This window comes from Streptomyces sp. NPDC002742 (assembly GCF_042888885.1).
GTDB lineage: Bacteria > Actinomycetota > Actinomycetes > Streptomycetales > Streptomycetaceae > Streptomyces.
Genome location: NZ_JBIAQF010000033.1, coordinates 32119 through 50834, shown reverse-complemented (window position 1 = coordinate 50834; position 18716 = coordinate 32119). Strand labels below are relative to the sequence as shown.

At 68.8% G+C, this 18716-nt stretch carries 17 protein-coding genes; 9 read left to right on the top strand and 8 right to left on the bottom strand.

Annotation, left to right across the window (positions count from 1 at the left end; translation table 11 throughout):
• The first annotated feature begins 53 nt into the window (after positions 1-53).
• The 4 genes from ACFYW8_RS38490 to ACFYW8_RS38475 all read left to right on the top strand — a co-directional run bounded on the left by ACFYW8_RS38490 (position 54) and on the right by ACFYW8_RS38475 (position 4476).
• Entirely contained in the window at positions 54-1055 is a 1002-nt protein-coding gene (locus tag ACFYW8_RS38490; RefSeq protein ID WP_389089904.1) for a proline racemase family protein, read from the top strand.
• A 107-nt stretch (positions 1056-1162) separates the two neighbouring features.
• Entirely contained in the window at positions 1163-1852 is a 690-nt protein-coding gene (locus ACFYW8_RS38485) for a GntR family transcriptional regulator (RefSeq protein WP_365881409.1), read from the top strand.
• Between the two features lie 96 nt (positions 1853-1948).
• Positions 1949-2947 carry a LacI family DNA-binding transcriptional regulator gene (locus ACFYW8_RS38480; RefSeq protein WP_389089899.1) on the top strand — a complete coding sequence of 333 codons (999 nt, stop codon included), beginning with the start codon at positions 1949-1951 and terminating at the stop codon, positions 2945-2947.
• Positions 2948-3126: 179 nt separating this feature from the next.
• Positions 3127-4476: a sugar ABC transporter substrate-binding protein gene (locus ACFYW8_RS38475; protein ID WP_365881413.1), complete on the top strand. Its 1350-nt coding sequence runs from the start codon at positions 3127-3129 to the stop codon at positions 4474-4476.
• 25 nt (positions 4477-4501) lie between these two features.
• Here the strand turns inward: ACFYW8_RS38475 and ACFYW8_RS38470 are convergent, their stop codons facing one another.
• Positions 4502-5713 (bottom strand): RNA-guided endonuclease InsQ/TnpB family protein, encoded by a 1212-nt coding sequence (locus ACFYW8_RS38470; RefSeq protein ID WP_389089894.1) that lies wholly within the window; start codon positions 5711-5713, stop codon positions 4502-4504.
• Between the two features lie 179 nt (positions 5714-5892).
• Between ACFYW8_RS38470 and ACFYW8_RS38465 the strand changes: the two genes are divergently transcribed.
• From ACFYW8_RS38465 to ACFYW8_RS38450, 4 genes are all read left to right on the top strand, one after another.
• Complete coding sequence (locus tag ACFYW8_RS38465) at positions 5893-6864, top strand: carbohydrate ABC transporter permease (RefSeq protein WP_389089890.1); 972 nt, start codon at positions 5893-5895, stop codon at positions 6862-6864.
• Complete coding sequence (locus ACFYW8_RS38460) at positions 6861-7736, top strand: carbohydrate ABC transporter permease (RefSeq protein WP_389089887.1); 876 nt, start codon at positions 6861-6863, stop codon at positions 7734-7736. Before ACFYW8_RS38465 ends, ACFYW8_RS38460 begins: the two co-directional genes overlap by 4 nt.
• A 39-nt stretch (positions 7737-7775) precedes the next feature.
• On the top strand, positions 7776-9377 hold the full coding sequence (locus ACFYW8_RS38455; RefSeq protein ID WP_389089884.1) for a glycoside hydrolase family 13 protein: 1602 nt from the start codon (positions 7776-7778) through the stop codon (positions 9375-9377).
• A gap of 70 nt (positions 9378-9447) precedes the next feature.
• Entirely contained in the window at positions 9448-11637 is a 2190-nt protein-coding gene (locus tag ACFYW8_RS38450) for a discoidin domain-containing protein (protein ID WP_389089881.1), read from the top strand.
• Here ACFYW8_RS38450 and ACFYW8_RS38445 read toward each other — a convergent pair.
• From ACFYW8_RS38445 to ACFYW8_RS38430, 4 genes are read right to left on the bottom strand one after another with little or no spacing between them, the layout of a single operon-like run.
• On the bottom strand, positions 11606-12418 hold the full coding sequence (locus ACFYW8_RS38445; protein ID WP_389089878.1) for an ABC transporter ATP-binding protein: 813 nt from the start codon (positions 12416-12418) through the stop codon (positions 11606-11608). The genes ACFYW8_RS38450 and ACFYW8_RS38445 overlap by 32 nt on opposite strands.
• A 20-nt stretch (positions 12419-12438) precedes the next feature.
• Positions 12439-13209 carry an ABC transporter permease gene (locus ACFYW8_RS38440; protein ID WP_389089983.1) on the bottom strand — a complete coding sequence of 257 codons (771 nt, stop codon included), beginning with the start codon at positions 13207-13209 and terminating at the stop codon, positions 12439-12441.
• Between the two features lie 44 nt (positions 13210-13253).
• Complete coding sequence (locus tag ACFYW8_RS38435) at positions 13254-14063, bottom strand: ABC transporter permease (RefSeq protein ID WP_389089875.1); 810 nt, start codon at positions 14061-14063, stop codon at positions 13254-13256.
• Positions 14060-15031, bottom strand: a complete 972-nt coding sequence (locus tag ACFYW8_RS38430) for an ABC transporter substrate-binding protein (RefSeq protein WP_389089872.1) — start codon at positions 15029-15031, stop codon at positions 14060-14062. Before ACFYW8_RS38430 ends, ACFYW8_RS38435 begins: the two co-directional genes overlap by 4 nt.
• 186 nt (positions 15032-15217) lie before the next feature.
• Here ACFYW8_RS38430 and ACFYW8_RS38425 point away from each other — a divergent pair, with 186 nt between their 5' ends.
• On the top strand, positions 15218-16033 hold the full coding sequence (locus ACFYW8_RS38425) for an IclR family transcriptional regulator C-terminal domain-containing protein (protein WP_389089869.1): 816 nt from the start codon (positions 15218-15220) through the stop codon (positions 16031-16033).
• Here ACFYW8_RS38425 and ACFYW8_RS38420 read toward each other — a convergent pair.
• From ACFYW8_RS38420 to ACFYW8_RS38410, 3 genes are read right to left on the bottom strand one after another with little or no spacing between them, the layout of a single operon-like run.
• Positions 15984-16919 (bottom strand): PDR/VanB family oxidoreductase, encoded by a 936-nt coding sequence (locus tag ACFYW8_RS38420; protein WP_389089866.1) that lies wholly within the window; start codon positions 16917-16919, stop codon positions 15984-15986. The two genes, ACFYW8_RS38425 and ACFYW8_RS38420, sit on opposite strands and share 50 nt — an antisense overlap.
• Positions 16916-17188, bottom strand: coding sequence for a hypothetical protein (locus ACFYW8_RS38415; protein ID WP_389089987.1), 273 nt, complete (start codon positions 17186-17188; stop codon positions 16916-16918). Before ACFYW8_RS38415 ends, ACFYW8_RS38420 begins: the two co-directional genes overlap by 4 nt.
• The gene (locus ACFYW8_RS38410; protein ID WP_389089862.1) at positions 17185-18249 is read right to left on the bottom strand and encodes a Rieske 2Fe-2S domain-containing protein; all 1065 of its coding nucleotides are present in this window, start codon (positions 18247-18249) and stop codon (positions 17185-17187) included. Before ACFYW8_RS38410 ends, ACFYW8_RS38415 begins: the two co-directional genes overlap by 4 nt.
• Positions 18250-18716 lie beyond the last annotated feature (467 nt).

Sequence of the window (18716 nt, the reverse complement as noted above, 5' to 3'; positions counted from 1 at the left end):
CAGACGTCCGCCGACCCCCACCCAGCCGTCCGCCGACACCACTCAGGAGTCCCATGCGCAGCAAACTCGTCCTGCACGCCGTCGACTCGCACACCGAGGGCATGCCCACCCGGGTGATCACCGGCGGGATCGGGACGGTCCCGGGCGCGACCATGAACGAACGGCGGCTGTACTTCCGTCAGCACCGCGACGACATCAAACAGCTCCTGATGAACGAACCGCGTGGCCACGGGGCGATGAGCGGCGCCATCCTCCAGCCGTCCACACGACCCGACTGCGACTACGGCGTGATCTACATCGAGGTGTCGGGCTATCTGCCGATGTGCGGACACGGCACGATCGGGGTGGCGACCGTGCTGGTGGAGACCGGCATGGTCGAGGTCGTCGAGCCCGTCACCACGATCCGGCTCGACACCCCGGCGGGTCTCGTCGTCGCCGAGGTCGCCGTCGAGGACGGCGCGGCCAAGGCGGTCACGCTCAAGAACGTGCCGTCCTTCGCCGTCGGCCTCGACCGCTCGGCCACCCTCGCCGACGGGCGCACGGTGACGTACGACCTGGCCTACGGCGGGAACTTCTACGCGATCCTGCCGCTGGAGGAGTTCGGCCTGCCGTTCGACCGCTCCCGCAAGGACGAGATCCTCGCGGCCGGACTGGCGCTGATGGACGCGGTCAACGCCGAGGACGAGCCCGTGCACCCCGAGGATCCCTCCATCCGCGGCTGCCACCACGTCCATCTGTACGCGCCCGGGGCGACGGCCCGCTTCTCGCGGCACGCGATGGCGATCCACCCCGGCTGGTTCGACCGTTCACCCTGCGGTACGGGTACCAGCGCGCGCATGGCCCAACTGCACGCCCGTGGTGAACTCCCGCTGGACACCGAGTTCGTGAACGAGTCCTTCATCGGGACCCGGTTCACCGGGCGGCTGCTCGGCACCACCGAGGTGGCCGGAACGCCCGCCGTGCTGCCCAGCTTCACCGGACGCGCCTGGATCACCGGAACCGCCCAGTACCTGCTCGACCCCTCGGACCCGTTCCCCGCCGGGTTCGTCCTGTGAGCGGCCCGGCTCCGGGCCGTAGATACTGGTGGTCCGACTGACACGTGACATGGCACAGGGCCGCTGCGGAAGGATGACGACGCACCGGCCCGTACGAGGAGACCCCGATGGCCGACCGGCGCAGCAGCGCACCCTCAGCCGCTCCCGACCTGCCCACGCTGGGCGGCAGGCGGAGCAGCTTTCGCGAGCGAGTGGCCGACGCACTGCGCGCCGCGCTGATCGCGGGCGAACTGCGGCCCGGCGAGGTCTACTCCGCGCCCACGCTGGCCGCCCGTTTCGGTGTCTCGGCGACGCCGGTCCGCGAGGCCATGCTCGACCTGGCCAAGGAGGGTCTGGTCGACACGGTCCCCAACAAGGGGTTCCGGGTCACCGCGGTCTCCGAGAAGCAGCTCGACGAGTACACCCACATCCGCTCGCTCATCGAGATCCCGACCGTCGTGCGGCTGGCCACCACGGCGGACCCCGTCTCGCTGGAGGCGCTGCGTCCGGCGGCCCGGGAGATCGTGACCGCGGCCGCGGCCGGTGACCTCATCGCCTACGTGGAGGCGGACATCCGCTTCCACCTCGGTCTGCTGGCGCTCGCGGGCAACTCCCATCTGGTCGAGGTCGTCGGCGACCTGCGCAAGCGCTCTCGCCTGTACGGGCTCGACGCCCTGGTCGAGGCGGGCCGTCTGGAAGCCTCGGCCCGGGAGCACCTGGAACTCCTCGACGCCCTCCTTGAGCGCGACGAGCGCGCCGTGCACGCGGTGATGACACGCCACCTGGGGCATGTCCGCGGACTGTGGGCGGCGCCCTGAGGGATGGGCGGCGCCCTGAGAGGTCCGCCTGTGCGAGCGTGAAGAGGCCGAACCTTTACGCAAGCAGCTTGCATTTCTTGCGCTATTCTTGCGTACATGACGCGACGACTTGCTCAGGTGGCGAAGAAGGTCGGGGTCAGCGAGGCCACGGTCAGCCGGGTGCTCAACGGCAAGCCCGGAGTCTCCGACTCCACCAGGCAGGCGGTCCTCTCCGCCCTCGACGTCCTCGGCTACGAGCGGCCGACCCAGTTGCGCGGCGAACGCGCGCGGCTCGTCGGTCTCGTCCTGCCCGAGCTGCAGAACCCGATCTTCCCGGCCTTCGCCGAAGTGATCGGCGCGGCGCTCGCGCAGCTCGGTCTCACTCCCGTGCTGTGCACCCAGACCAAGGGCGGCGTCTCCGAGGCCGACTATGTGGAACTGCTGCTTCAGCAGCAGGTGTCCGGCGTGGTCTTCGCCGGCGGTCTGTACGCGCAGGCCGACGCGCCGCACGACCACTACCGCCAGCTCGCGGACCGCAACATTCCGGTGGTGCTGGTCAACGCGGCCATCGAACACCTCGGCTTCCCCTGTGTCTCCTGCGACGACGCCGTCGCCGTCGAGCAGGCCTGGCGTCATCTCGACTCGCTCGGCCACGAACGGATCGGGCTCGTCCTCGGCCCCGGTGACCACATGCCCTCCGGCCGCAAGCTCGCGGCGGCCCGCGCCCTCTCGCCGGAGCTGCCCGACGAGTACGTGGCACGGGCGATGTTCTCGCTGGAAGGCGGACAGGCCGCGGCCACCCGGCTGCTCGACCGGGGAGTCACCGGCATCATCTGCGCCAGCGACCCGCTCGCCCTCGGCGCCGTGCGGGCCGCCCGGCGGAGGGGGCTCAGCGTCCCGGGCGAGATCTCGGTCGTCGGGTACGACGACTCGGCGTTCATGAACTGCACCGAACCTCCGCTGACCACGGTCCGCCAGCCGATCGAGGCCATGGGGCGCGCCGCGGTGGAGCTGCTGAGCGCGCAGATCGGCGGCAGCAGCGTGACCGCCGAAGAGCTTCTGTTCGAACCGGAGTTGGTCGTGCGCGGGTCGACAGCCCAGGCGCCGCGCGGCTGAGGGTCCATTGCGGGGGCCCGCAACCACCTGCCACAGAGACCTCCAATCGCTGTCAAATAATTACAGATTCTGCGCGACATCTTGCGGACAGATGTCGGCGGTGCTTGAGTGTGCGGCGCCAGAACACGGCGGCACGCCCGCCGTGGGCCTTCCTCGCTCCAGCCCGAAGGGGTCCACCAATGAGAAGTACCGGGTTCCGCCGTACCTTCGTCATGCTCATGGCGTCCTCCGTCGCGCTCACCGCCGCAGGCTGCGGTTCGAGCGGCGACGACGCGGCCAACGGAAACACCCGCATCACGGTCAACTGCGAGCCGCCGAAGAGCGCCAAGGTCGACCGCTCGTTCTTCGACGCCGACATCAAGGCGTTCGAGAAGGCCAACCCGGGCATCGACGTCGTGGCGCACGACGCGTTCCCGTGTCAGGACCCCAAGACCTTCGACGCCAAGCTGGCCGGCGGTCAGATGGAGGACGTGTTCTACACGTACTTCACCGACGCCAAGCACGTCGTCGATGTCAACCAGGCCGCGGACATCACGAGTTACGTCAAGGACCTCAAGAGCTACAGCACCATCCAGCAGCAACTCCGCGACATCTACACCGTGGACGGCAAGATCTACGGAGTCCCCCGCACCGGCTACTCGATGGGCCTCATCTACAACAAGAAGCTCTTCCAGCAGGCCGGACTCGACCCCGACAAGCCCCCGGCCACCTGGGACGAGGTGCGCGCGGACGCCAAGAAGATAGCCGCGCTGGGCAAGGGCACGGTCGGTTACGCCGACTACAGCGCCCAGAACCAGGGCGGTTGGCACTTCACCGCCGAGCTCTACTCGCAGGGCGGGAACGTCGTCGCCGAGGACGGCAAGAAGGCGACCATCGACACCCCCGAGGGCAAGGCGGTCCTGCAGAACCTGAAGGACATGCGCTGGGGTGACAACTCCATGGGCAGCAAGCAGCTGTTGGTCATCAACGACGTCCAGCAGATGATGGGCTCCGGCAAGCTCGGCATGTACCTCTCCGCGCCCGACAACATCCCGATCCTCGTCAAGGAGAAGGGCGGCAACTACGACGACCTCGCCCTCGCGCCCATGCCCGGCGGCAAGGGCACGCTCATCGGCGGCGACGGCTACATGTTCAACAAGAAGGACACCCCGGCGCAGATCAAGGCCGGCCTCAAGTGGCTCGACCACATGTTCCTGACGCCCGGATCCGGCTTCCTCGGTGACTACGCCCGCGCGAAGCAGAACAACGCCCCCGTCGGCCTGCCCGAGCCGCGGCTGTTCACCGGAGCCGCCGACGCCAAGGACCAGCAGGTCAAGAAAGCCAACGCGAACGTGCCGGTGGAGAACTACCAGGCCTTCCTCGACGGCAACCAGAGCCTGCAGATGAAGATCGAGCCCCCGCAGGCCCAGCAGATCTACTCCGTCCTCGACGCCGCCGTGTCCGCCGTCCTCACCAAGAAGGACGCCGACATCGACCAGCTCCTCAAGGACGCCTCCGGCAAGATCGACTCCATCCTGGCCCGAGGCTGACACAGTTCTTGACTTCCTCCCCCGCCTAAAGGCGCGGGATTCCAGCGGTCGCCCGCTGGGGTTCCTGCTTCACCGACGACCGCCCCGTCCGGGAGGACTCCCGTTGAGGTCTTACACCGTCTCCACAGGCAGACACGGCCAGCCCGGCCGCGAGAACGTTCTTCGCCGCGTTCGCGTCGCGGTCGTGTACCGTGCCGCACTCGCACGTCCACGTACGGACGTTCAGTGGCAGCTTCGTCCTGATCGTGCCGCAGGACCCGCACAGTTTCGAGCTGGGGAACCAGCGGTCGATCACGACGAGTTCGCGCCCGTACCAGGCGCACTTGTACTCCAGCATCCCCCGCAGTTCACGCCAGGCCGCGTCCGACACGGCTCGGGCGAGCCTGGCGTTCTTGACCAGGTTGCGGACGGTCAGGTCCTCGATCACGACCGTTTGGTTCTCACGGACGAGACGAGTGGTCAGCTTGTGCAGGTGGTCGCGGCGCCGGTCGGTGATCCTGGCGTGAATTTCGGCGACCTTGCGGCGTGCCTTGGCCCGGTTCGCGCCATCGCCAGGAGCTTTGCGGGACAGCCCCCGCTGGGCCTTCGCGAGACGGGCGCGGTCGCGGCGTTCGTGCCGGGGGTTGGTGATCTTCTCACCTGTGGACAGGGTCACCAGGGAGGTGATCCCGGCGTCGATGCCGACCGTGGCCGTGGTGGCCGGTGCCGGGGTGATCGTGTCGTCGCAGAGCAGCGACACGAACCAGCGGCCGGCGGCGTCCTGGGACACGGTCACCGTGGACGGCTGTGCACTGTCGGGAAGCGGCCTGGACCACACGACATTCAGCGGCTCGCGCATCCTGGCGAGCGTGAGCCGGCCGTGGCGGTAGCGGAAGGCCGAGCTGGTGTATTCGGCGGAGCGGCGGGACTTCTTCCGCGACTTGAAGCGGGGGTACTTCGCCCGGCCCTCGAAGAAGCTCGTGAACGCTCCCTGCAGGTGCCTCAGGCACTGCTGCAGGGGCACCGAGGACACCTCGGACAGGTAGGCGAGCTCTTCGGTCTTCTTCCACGCGGTGAGCATCGCCGAGGTCGCGTTGTAGTTGACCCTCTCCTGCCGCTGATACCACGCGACGGTACGGGCCTCGAGAGCCAGGTTGTAGACCTTGCGCACGCATCCGAAGGTGCGCGACAGCTCGGCTGCCTGCGCCTCCGTCGGATAGAAGCGGTACTTGAACGCCCGCTTCACATGAGTGGTCACGACTCACAAACTATCACAACATATTGTGACCACTCGTGGACTGTCAGTGATGAGCGACGATCCGCCCTGGCGGCGAATCGTCTTCCCCTGCCCTGCTCCGTAGGCAGTCCGATTCTCCCCCGCAAGCGGGAGGTACCCCCACCTCGGCCCGAAGGCCGGGGTTTCCCCGAAGGCCTTCGATGAAGACCGCATCGAAGCCCCCCGCAGCGCTCCCTCCGGCCGCCGTCGGCGTGCCGGAGGTGCCGCGGTCGGCCGGGCGCCGGACCGGGGGATCATGGCGCCGGCGCCTGGCCGACCAATCCCGTGCCTACGCCTTCCTGATCGGCGGCCTGCTCTGCTTCGCCCTGTTCTCCTGGTACCCGGCGATCCGCGCCGTCGTGATCGCCTTCCAGAAGTACACACCGGGCAGCGGCGGCGAATGGGTCGGCACGGCCAACTTCACCCGGGTCTTCCACGACCCGGAGTTCACCGCGGCCTGGCGCAACACCCTCACCTTCACGCTGCTCGCCCTGGCCATCGGCTTCGCCGTCCCTTTCGTGATGGCGCTGGTGCTCAATGAACTGCGGCACGCGAAGGCGTTCTTCAGAGTCGTGGTCTATCTGCCGGTGATGATCCCGCCCGTCGTCAGCGCCCTGCTGTGGAAGTGGTTCTACGACCCCGGAGCGGGCCTCGCCAACGAGGCACTGCGCTTCCTCCACCTGCCGACCTCGAACTGGTCCAACGGCGCCGACACCGCCCTCGTCTCACTGGTCATCGTCGCCACCTGGGCGAACCTCGGCGGCACCGTCCTCATCTACCTCGCCGCGCTCCAGAGCATCCCCGGCGAGCTGTACGAGGCGGCCGAGCTGGACGGCGCGAACATCCTGCAGCGGATCCGACATGTGACGATCCCTCAGACCCGGTTCATCATCCTCATGCTGATGCTGCTTCAGATCATCGCCACCATGCAGGTGTTCACGGAGCCGTTCGTGATCACCGGCGGCGGCCCCGAGGACAAGACCGTCACGGTGCTCTACCTGATCTACAAGTACGCCTTCCTCTACAACGACTTCGGAGGAGCCTGCGCGTTGAGCGTCATGCTGCTCGTCCTGCTCGGTGTCTTCTCCGCGCTGTACCTGCGGCTGACCCGCTCGGAAGAAGAGGACGCATGAGCACCCGCACCCTGGTCTCCCCGCTCGCCCTGGCCCGCCCGCGCGGCAGAGCGGTCTACTGGACCGTCTTCGGCGGTGTCGTCGTGCTCTTCGCGCTGGCCTTCCTCTTCCCCGTCTACTGGATGGTGACCGGCGCCATGAAGTCGCCGGACGAGGTGACGCGCACGCCTCCCACCCTCGTGCCGGACCACTGGCACATCAGCGGTTACACCGACGCGTGGGACCTGATGGACCTGCCCACGCACCTGTGGAACACGGTCGTCCAGGCGGCGGGCGCCTGGATTCTCCAGCTCGTCTTCTGCACGGCCGCCGCCTACGCGCTGTCCAAGCTGAAGCCGGCCTTCGGCAAGGTGATCCTCGGCGGCATCCTCGCCACCCTGATGGTCCCCGCGCAGGCCCTGGTGGTCCCCAAGTACCTGACCGTCGCAGACCTGCCCGTCCTGCACACCAGCCTGCTGAACTCGCCGCTCGGCATCTGGCTGCCCGCCGTCGCCAACGCCTTCAACCTCTATCTCCTCAAGCGCTTCTTCGACCAGATCCCGCGCGATGTCCTGGAGGCCGCCGAGATCGACGGCGCCGGACGGCTGCGCACCCTGTGGTCGATCGTGCTGCCGATGTCCCGGCCCGTCCTCGGAGTCGTGTCGATCTTCGCCCTGGTCGCCGTCTGGCAGGACTTCCTCTGGCCGCTGATGGTCTTCTCCGACACCGACAAACAGCCCATCAGCGTGGCCCTCGTCCAGCTCTCGCAGAACATCCAACTGACCGTGCTCATCGCCGCGATGGTGATCGCCAGCATCCCCATGGTCGTGATGTTCCTGGTGTTCCAGCGGCACATCATCGCCGGAATCAGCGCGGGCAGCACCAAGGGCTGACGCCTGTAGGTGACCTCCTCGAACGAAAGGCTACGCACCGTGGGACAGCCCCGCCCTGCCCGAAATCAGTCCGCGTGGTGGCGCTCCGCCGTCATCTACCAGGTGTACGTCCGCAGCTTCGCGGACGGCGACGGCGACGGCACCGGCGACCTCGCGGGCGTCCGCGCCAGACTCCCGTACCTCGCCGAACTCGGCGTGGACGCCCTGTGGTTCACCCCCTGGTACCTCTCACCCCTGGCCGACGGCGGCTACGACGTCGCCGACTACCGCGCCATCGACCCGGCCTTCGGGACACTGGCCGAGGCGGAGAAACTCATCGACGAGGCCCGCGAACTGGGCATCCGCACCCTGGTCGACATCGTGCCGAACCATGTCTCCGACCAGCACCCCTGGTTCCGGGCGGCCCTGGCCGGTGGCCCGGAGCGCGAGCTCTTCCACTTCCGCCCCGGACGCGGCGAACACGGCGAACTCCCGCCCAACGACTGGCCGTCCCAGTTCGCGGGCTCCGCCGAACCGGTGTGGACCCGGCTGCCCGACGGCGACTGGTACCTCCACCTCTTCACCCCCGAGCAGCCCGACCTCAACTGGGCGCACCCGGCCGTCCGCCGCGAGCACGAGGAGATCCTGCGCTTCTGGTTCGAGCGCGGGGTGGCTGGCGTGCGCATCGACTCGGCCGCGCTGCTCGCCAAGGACCCGGACCTGCCCGACTTCGTCGAGGGCCGCGACCCGAACCCGTACGTCGACCGTGATGAGCTCCATGACGTCTACCGCTCCTGGCGGGCGGTCGCCGACGCCTACGACGGCATCTTCGTCGGCGAGGTCTGGCTCCCCGACTCCGAGCGCTTCGCCCGCTATCTGCGCCCCGACGAACTGCACACCGCCTTCAACTTCTCCTTCCTGTCCTGCCCCTGGGACGCCGTACGGCTGCGCGTCTCCATCGACGAGACCCTCGCCGAGCACGCCCCCGTCGGAGCCCCGGCCACCTGGGTGCTCTGCAACCACGACGTGACGCGCACGGTCACCCGCTACGGCCGCACGGACACCGGCTTCGACTTCACGGCCAAGGCCTTCGGCACCCCCACCGACCTGACTCTCGGCACCCGCAGGGCCCGCGCCGCAGCCCTGCTCTCGCTCGCCCTGCCCGGCTCCGTGTACGTCTATCAGGGCGAGGAACTCGGCCTCCCCGAGGTGGAGTTGCCCCTCGACAGCATCCAGGACCCGATGCACTTCCGCTCCGGCGGAACGGACCCGGGCCGCGACGGCTGCCGGGTCCCGCTGCCCTGGGCCGCCGAGGCCCCGTACGCCGGATTCGGCGGCGACCCCTGGCTTCCGCAGCCCGCCGACTGGCCCGCCTACGCGGCCGACCGCCAGGCGGAGGACCCCACCTCGATGCTGAGCCTCTACCGGGCCGCGCTCCACGTCCGCCGCACCGAACCAGGCTTCGGTGACGGCCCGCTCGGCTGGCTGCCCGCGCCGGAGGGCGTCCTCGCCTTCTCCCGTACGGAAGGTCTGCTCTGCGTCGTCAATCTGGCCGACGAACCGGTCGAGCTCCCAGAGCACTCCGAACTCCTCCTAGGCAGCGGCTCGTTGGACGCCGACGGGTTCCTTCCACCGGACACGGCGGTCTGGTTGCGCGCCTGAGACCGCCGGACCGTACCCCGCTGTCCGCGCACCCCGCTATCCCGCACCCCCACGATGAAGGGATCAGCACATGCACAGCACCAGAACTGTCAGGCGCATGCCACTGGCGTGCGCCGCGGCCGTCGCCCTCGCCGCCGGCATGCTCGGCGCCTCCACCGCCCACGCCGCGGTGGCGGCCGCGGGGGCGACCCTGCCCTTCACCTCGGTCGAGGCCGAATCCGCCACCACCACCACCACCACCACGGGCACCAGGATCGGCCCCGACTACACGCAGGGCACTCTCGCCTCGGAGGCCTCCGGACGACAGGCCGTACGCCTCTCGGCGGGCCGGCGTGTCGAGTTCACGGCGCCCCGCGCGGCCAACGCGGTGAACGTCTCCTACAGCGTCCCGGACGGCCAGTCGGGCACCCTCGACGTGTACGTCAACGGCACCAAGATCTCCAGGACGCTCGCCGTCACCTCCAAGTACTCCTACGTGGACACCTCCTGGATCGCCGGTGCCAAGCAGCACCACTTCTTCGACAACGCCCGCCTGCTGCTCGGCCAGAACGTCCAGGCGGGCGACCGGATCGCCCTCCAGGCCACCTCGACCCAAGTCACCGTCGACGTCGCCGACTTCGAACAGGTCGCCGCAGCCGCGGCCCGCCCCGCCGGGTCGGTGTCCGTCACCGACAAGGGCGCCGACCCCAGCGGCCAGGGCGACTCGACCCAGGCCTTCCGGGACGCGATCTCCGCCGCCCAGGGCGGCATCGTGTGGATTCCGCCGGGCGACTACCGTGTGACCTCTTCGTTGAACGGCGTCCAGAACGTGACGCTGCAGGGCGCCGGCAGCTGGTACTCCGTCGTCCACACCTCGCGCTTCATCGACCAGAGCAGCTCCTCGGGAGGCGTCCGCCTCAAGGACTTCGCGGTCATCGGCGAGGTCACCGAGCGCGTCGACTCCAACCCGGACAACTTCGTCAACGGCTCGCTCGGGCCGGGGAGTTCGGTCTCCGGGATGTGGATCCAGCACCTCAAGGTCGGCCTGTGGCTGACCGGCAACAACGACAACCTCGTGGTCGAGAACAACCGCATCCTCGACACCACCGCCGACGGTCTCAACCTGAACGGCAACGCGCACGGCGTCCGCGTGAGCAACAACTTCCTGCGCAACCAGGGCGACGACTCGCTCGCCATGTGGTCGCTGAACTCCCCGGACACCAACTCCAGCTTCGAGAACAACACCATCTCGCAGCCGAACCTCGCCAACGGCATCGCGGTCTACGGCGGCACGAACATCGGCGTCAAGAACAACCTCATCTCCGACACCAACGCCCTCGGCAGCGGCCTCGCCATCTCCAACCAGAAGTTCCTCGACCCCTTCTCCCCGCTGGCCGGCACGATCACCGTCGACGGCAACACCCTGGTCCGCACCGGAGCGGTCAACCCCAACTGGAACCACCCGATGGGTGCCCTGCGCGTCGACTCCTACGACAGCGCCATCAACGCCACCGTCAACATCACCAACACGACGATCACCGACAGCCCCTACAGCGCCTTCGAGTTCGTCTCCGGCGGCGGTCACGGATACCCCACCAGCAACATCAGCGTGACCGGGGCGACCGTCAAGAACACCGGCACGGTCGTCGTCCAGGCCGAGACGCCGGGCGCGGCGAGGTTCAGCAACGTCCAGGCCACCGGCGTGGGTTCGGCGGGCGTGTACAACTGCCCCTACCCCACCGGCTCGGGAACCTTCACCGTCAACGACGGCGGCGGCAACTCCGGCTGGAGCAGCACCTGGTCGGACTGCTCGGCCTGGCCCCAGCCCGGCCAGGGCAACCCGCCCCCGGACCCGAACGCCAACCTCGCCAAGGGCCGCCCGGCCACCGCCACCGGCTCCCAGGACGTCTACACCCCGGGCAAGGCCGTCGACGGCGACGCCAACAGCTACTGGGAGTCCACCAACAACGCCTTCCCGCAGGCCATCACGGTGGACCTCGGCTCCTCGCAGGCGGTCCGCCGGCTCGTCCTGAAGCTCCCGCCGTCGTCGGCCTGGGGCGCGCGCACCCAGACCCTGTCCGTACTGGGCAGCACCGACGGCTCCTCCTACACGACGGTGACCGGCTCACAGGGCTACCGCTTCGACCCGGCGACCGGCAACACGGTGACCATCCCGCTGCCGGCCGGTACGGGCCTGCGCTACCTCCGGCTCAACGTCACCGCCAACACCGGCTGGCCGGCGGGCCAGTTCAGTGAAGTGGAGGCGTATCTGTCCTCGTGACCGACTCCCCGCGCTTCGCCGCCTGGATCTGCTCGTACACATGGGTCCGCAACTCGGCGAAGCGCGGGGCGACCCGGGTGTGCAACTGGTCCCGCTCCTCGGGGAGATCGACCTTCAGCTGCTCCTGTACGACGGTGGGGGAGGCCGAGAGGACCAGCACCCGCTCACCCAGGTAGACCGCCTCGTCGATGTCATGCGTCACGAACAGGATGGTGATCCCGCGCTGCCGCCACAGCCGGCGCACCAGATCCTCCAGATCGGCGCGGGTCTGCGCGTCGACCGCCGCGAACGGCTCGTCCATGAGCAGGACTTCGGGCTCGTGGGCCAGGGCCCGTGCGATGGCGACCCGCTGCTGCATCCCGCCCGACAGCTGCCACGGATAGGCCCCGGCGGCATCGGCCAGACCGACGGACTCGAGTGCGTCGACGACCAGCTCGCGCCGCCGCGCCTTGCTCAGATTCTTCTGCTTCAGGGGGAGTTCGACGTTCGCGCCCACCCGCATCCAGGGGAACAGGCTGCGCCCGTACTCCTGGAACACGAACGCCATGCCGGGCGGCGGCCCGCTCACCCGTCGGCCCCCGAGCAGCACCTCGCCGGAGGTCGGCGTGAGCAGGCCGCCCATGCATTTCAGCAGCGTGGTCTTGCCGCAGCCCGACGGGCCGACGAGACAGACGAGTTCACCCGCGTCCACCGTGAAGGTGAGATCGCGGATCGCCTCCACCCGGCGCCCTGACCCCTCGTAGACCTTCCGCAGGCCGGATACGACCAAAGACGCGTGCATGGACCGCCCTTTCGCGAGCGTCACGGGGACCGCCGGGAGGAGTCGCGCAGACCGTGGTACCAGCCGAGCACCCGGCGCTCGACCAGTTGGAAGACGACCGAGAGGAGAAAGCCGAGCAGGCCGAGGACGAGGATCCCGGTCCACATGTCGGGGATCGCGAAGCCGCGCTGGAACTGCACGATGGTGAAGCCGAGTCCGTTGCTGGCCGCGAACATCTCGCTGATGACCATCAGGATGATCCCGATGGACAGCGCCTGGCGCAGGCCCGCGAAGATCTGCGGGCTCGCCGACGGCAGGACGACGGCGCGCATCCGGGCCGGTCCGGTGATGCCGTAGGAGCGGGCCGTCTCGGACATCACCGAGTCGACGGCGCGTACGCCCTCGACCGTGTTGAGCAGGACCGGCCAGACGCAGCCGCTCGCGATCACGACGATCTTCATCGTGTCCCCGATGCCGGCGAACAGCATGATGACCGGAACGAGGACGGGCGGCGGCACCGCCCGCAGGAACTCCAGGACCGGTTCGCACACCGCCCGCACCTTCCGGTACGAGCCGATGACCGTGCCGAGGGCGACCCCGACGACGGCCGCCGACGCGTAGCCGGCGAGCAGCCGCAGCAGGCTGGGCACCAGGTCGGCGCGGAGCCGCGCCCGTGTCCAGACGTCCGGGAACGTCCTGAGGATGGTGCGCAGCGGTGGCCAGTAGACATCGGTGCTGCCGTCCGAGGCGACCCACCAGACGACGACCAGCAGCGCGGGGAGCGCGACGACGAACAGCGCTTTCAGCGACAGGCCGCTCCAGGCGTTCGGCTTCGCCCGGCCGGCCGGGACGTCCGTCACACCGCCACCTCCCCGCGTACCGACTGGTGCCAGGCCAGCGCGTGCCGCTCCACCGACCGCGCGCCCACGTTGATCAGCAGCCCGAGCAGACCGGTGACCACGATCAGCGCGTACATCTCGGGCACGGCCTGCGAGGTCTGGGCGACCGCGATGCGCGCGCCCAACCCCGGTGCCCCGATGACGAGTTCGGCGGTCACGGTGAGGATGAGCGCGACCGCCGCGGCGAGCCGGACCCCCGTCATGACATACGGGAGGGCCGTGGGCCACAGCACATGACGGACCCGGGCCCAGGTGCCGAGACCGTACGAGCGCGCCGTCTCCTCCGCCACCGGGTCGACGTCCCGCACCCCGTACATGACCTGGACGAGGACCTGCCAGAAGGACGCGTACACGACGAGGAGGAGCACCGACCGCAGCTCGGTGCCGTAGAGGAGGACGGCGAGCGGGATCAGCGCCACGGAGGGGATGGGACGCAGGAACTCGATCGTCGAGGCGGTCGCCTCGCGCAGATACGGCACCACAGAGACGACCACGCCCACCACGATGCCCGCGCCGACCGCGATCACCAGGCCCAGTGCCCAGCCGGTGAGGGTGTCGCCGAGATCCGTCCAGAAGGTGCCGTCGGTGATCTCGTCACCGAACGCCCGCGCGATCCGGCTGGTCGGCGGGAAGTACCGCTCCTTGACGATGCCGACCCGCGGCACCACCTCGCCGAGGGCGAGGAAGGCCGCGAGTCCGGCGGCGCCCAGTGCGGCGTTCACGGCCCGTCCGGCGGACCCGCCGCCACGCGCTTGCCTCGGCTTCACGGCAGCAGCTTGTCCAGATCGGGCGCCGCCTTGAAGAGACCGTCCTGCCGGCCCAGCTTCTCCAGCGCCTCGATCGAGGTCCGGTTCGGCTCGGCCGGCCACTTGGGCAGGGTCACCTTCGCCAGTACGGCCGCCGGGATCTTCGTGTACGTGGTGACGATCTGCCGGACCTCGTCCGGGTGGGCGTCGGCGTAGGCGAGGGACTCGGCGGTGGCCTCCTGGAATTCCTTGACCACGTCGGGGTGTTGCTGCGCGTACTGGTTCGAGGTGAAGTACATGGCGACGGTGAGGTCCTTCGCCACATCGACCAGGGACGAGGCGATCTCGGTCGCGCCCTGGCTCTTGACCGTGGCGAGCGCGGGCTCGACCACCATGGCGGCGTCGATCTGGCCGCTGTCGAGGGCCGCCGGCATCTGGTCGAAGGCGAGCTCGACGAACTTCACCTTGGACGGATCACCGCCCGCCTTGCGCACCGACTCGCGCACGGCCGTCTCATTGATGTTCTTCAGCGTGTTGACGGCGACCTTCTTGCCCTCCAGGTCCTTCGCCGACGTGATGGCGCTGCCCTTCTTCACCGTGATGGCGCCGAAGTCCTTGCCCGCCACGCCCGTCGACGCGACACCGTTCGCGATGGCCTTCACCGGAACGCCGTTGGACTGGGCGATCATCAGCGAGGTCACGTTCGAGAACCCGAACTGGAACTGGCCCGAGACGACACCCGGCACGATGGCGGCGCCGCCCTGCGCGAGCGTCATCGACAGTTTCAGACCGTGCTTGCCGTAGAAGCCCTTCTTCTGGCCCAGATAGACCGGGGCGACATCGACGATGGGGATGACCCCCAGCTTGACGGTGGTGGTACCGCCGGACGAAGGGTTCTTGTCCGAGGCGCCACCGCCGCCGGACGAACCGCAGGCCGACGCGGCGACCAGGAAGGCTCCGACCGCGATACCGGCGAGCAGACGACGCATGGCTCCTCCTGTGCAGACGAAAGGGTTCCGACAGGTTGTGCGCAGACCGCACAATGGTGCTCAGCGCGAAGGTAGAACCCCGTCCGTGCCAGGTCAATGGCCTTGGCTGACAATATTGTTGACAGTTATCGAAGTGCGCTCTCGACTCGCGCGGAGAGCGCTCCGTGAGTCCCCCTGGAGGCGACGATGCCTGCAGCAGACCGAGCGCCGTATTTCGTCCGGTCCTTCGAACGCGGACTCGCTGTCATCCGCGTCTTCGGCGCCGACCGGCCGGAACTGACACTCAGTGAGGTCGCGCGCGGCTGCGACCTGACCCGCGCGGCGGCACGCCGCTTCCTGCTGACCCTGGTCGATCTCGGATACGTCCACACGGACGGCCGGGTCTTCCGGCTCACCCCGCGCGTGCTGGAGCTCGGCTACGCCTACCTCTCCGGCTTCACCCTCCCGGAGATCGCTCTGCCACATCTGAAGCAACTCGCCGAACGGGTGGGGGAGTCGAGCTCGCTCTGTGTCCTCGACGGCGACGACATCGTGTACGTGGCGCGGGTCCCCACCCGGCGCATCATGACAGCGACGATCACCGTCGGCACCCGCTTCCCGGCCCAGGTCACCTCCGTGGGCCGGGTGATCCTCGCGCATCTCACGGACGAGGAGATCGACGCCCGGCTGAAGCGAGCCGATCCGCACCCCCTGACCGCGCGCACGATCGTCTCGCCGGAACTCCTCAGGGCGGAACTCGCTCGGGCGCGAAGCCAGGGATACGCCATCGTCGACCAGGAGTTGGAAGAGGGCCTGCGCTCGGTGGCCGCCCCGGTGCGGGACCGGGCCGGCACCGTGGTGGCGGCCGTGAACATCCCCGTGCACGCCAGCCGCAACAGCCTCGAATCCGTCCGCCGCGACCTGCTTCCCCACCTGCTGGAGACGGTCGCGCGGATCGAGGGGGACCTCGCGGTCACAGATCCAGTACGAGCCGTTTCCCGCGACAGCGGGACACGCAGATGAGCATCGTCTCGCCCGCCTCCCGCTCCTCGTCCGTGAGCACCGAGTCCCGGTGTTCCGGGGTCCCTTCGAGCACCTCCGTCTCGCAGGTCCCGCAGGTGCCCTCGGTGCAGGAGAAGAGCACCTCGACACCGGCGGCGCGCACGGTGTCGAGGACGGAGACACCTGGGGCGACGGTCACCGTGCGCCCGGACCGTTCCAGGACCACCTCGAACTCCGTCTCCCCGCCCGCCTCCTGGACCTTCGGCCGGAACCGCTCGACATGGAGCACTCCGGCCGGGCAACGCTCCTCCACCGCGTCGAGCAGCGGCCCGGGACCGCAGCAGTAGACGAGGGTGCCATCCGGGAGCGCGTCCAGCACGGGGGCGAGGTCCAGCAGTCCGGTCTCGTCCTGCGGAGCGAGGGTGACCCGGTCCCCGTACCGCCCCAACTCCTCGGTGAACGCCATGGAACCGCGGGTCCGGCCGCCGTACAGCAACGTCCACTCGGCGCCCGCCGCCTCGGCCGCGGCGAGCATCGGCAGGATCGGGGTGATGCCGATACCGCCCGCGACGAAGCGGTAGCGCGGGGCGGGCACGAGCGCGAAGTGATTGCGCGGGCCCAGGACCCGGACCTTGTCACCCACGCCCAACTGATCGTGCACACAGGCGGATCCGCCCCGCCCGTCCGGCTCGCGAAGCACCGCGATCCGCCATGTCCCACGGTCCGCCGGATCACCGCACAGAGAGTACTGCCGCTCCAGTCCCGGCCCGAGTACGACATCGATGTGGGCACCGGGCTCCCAGGGCGGGAGTTCGGCGCCGAGCGGATGGCGCAGGCTGAGAGCGAGCACGCCGTCGGCGACGAAGTCCCGCCGCCCGACGACGAGTTCGGCTCCGTACAGGTTCATGTTCCGTGCCCCTGATTCCCCTGATTCCCCTGGGATCCGAAGACGTTCCCGTTCCCGTACTGGTGCCCGCGCCCGTTCCCGTTCCCTTTTCCGTGCTGCCCCTGGCTGGCGGCCCGAGGCTCGTGTCCCTCGGGATGGGCGAGCATCCACTCCCACATCGCGACCGGGTCCTGGGCCGTGTGCTCGGCGCCGCAGTGACAGGTGCCGTGCAGCACATCGGTGCCAGGGAGCCAGTCGACGCGGTAGATCTCGCCGGTCTGGCCGGTCACCGCACCCTCTCCATCGGCTTGTCGCCCTCCTCGACCAGGCGGGCCAGGATGCGCCGGGCCGCGAGACCGCCGGTGTCGATGTTGATGCTCAGCTCCTGGTAGCCGGCGCGTTCGGCGGCGAGGGTCTTCTGGAGAAGGTTGAGCGCGTCGACGTCCTGCATCACGACCGTGTGGTTGAAGTCCCGCAGGAAGGTGGTGACTTGGTCGTCCGAACGGGCGAAGTCACGGGAGACCGCCCAGAAGTCGTACACCTTGCCCTCGCCGGACGGCGTGATGGCGTACGTGATCTCGGTGTGGAAGGCGTTCGGGTCGCCGCCGTCCGCCTCCGGCACGACGCCGACCGGCGCGATCCTGCTGTGCAGCAGATAGAGGCACGGCGCGTGGTACTCGATGTCCTGCCAGCGTGTGATGCGGCCCTCGATGCCGGTCGAACGGGCGTAGAACGGCGGGCACTCGGCGTCGTCCATGTGCCGGGAGACACGCACGATCCCGGCGCCTTCGTCGACTTCGGTGGCGATCGGCGTCTCGGCGACCTCGGGCGTGCCGATGTAGCCGCCGTGCAGATATGTCTCGTGCGAGAGGTCGAGAAGATTGTCGACGAGGAGTCCGTAGTCCGCGTCGACGGGCTCCATGCCGCTGACCGTCGTCCAGTCCGGCGAGTCCATGTGCGGGGCGCGCGGGACGGCCCCGGGGTCGGCGAGCGCCGGGTCACCGATCCAGACCCAGACGAACAGGTCCTGTTCGACGACCGGGTAGGAGGCCACCCGGGCGGTGCGCGGTATCCGCTTCTGCCCCGGCACGGACACGCAGGTGCCCGTCGTGTCGTACGTGAAACCGTGGTAGCCGCAGACGATCCGGTCACCGTCGAGCCGGCTCTCCGAGAGGGGGAAACGCCGGTGCACACAACGGTCGGACAGGCCGACGGCCCTCCCCTCCTCTTCGGTCCGATAGAGAACGATCGATTCCCCGAGAACCGTCCGCCCGAGCAACTCCCGCCCCACTTCGTACGTATAGGCGGCGACGTACCACTGGTTCCTGGCGAAGGAGGTCATGTGCGGCATGATGGTCGGCTCCCGTCTCCGGATGGTGGGGACATCGTCGGGACGGGCATGACAAGGGCGCAATAGCGCTTCCGTCTCACGGAAGATGTCCGATGAAATGCCATGTCAGCGGGGTGATGCGTGAGTGTCCTCCCCGGTGGCGGTTGCGATGCTTGTCCACTGGGTCGCCGCGCCGACCTCGATCTCCCGTGGCTATTTGAGCCACGTTTCCGCTCGCAAGTTATGCACGTATGACTGTTTTCAGAGTTCTATGGCGAATTTGGTGCCGGATCCTGGTGGTACAGGAGCAGAAGTTGCATCGTTGCAGATCAAGTCTGTTCGGCCGAGTGTGTGAGGACTTCGGGGTCGAATCCGGGTCGAATCTGCCTTCCTTTCGGCTCTTCAGCGTGTTGTCGCAGGTCGGGCAGGTAGCGCGAGGGATTGGGGGCAGGAATCGCGAGCGGATCGCTGACTGAAGGACGCAGAGA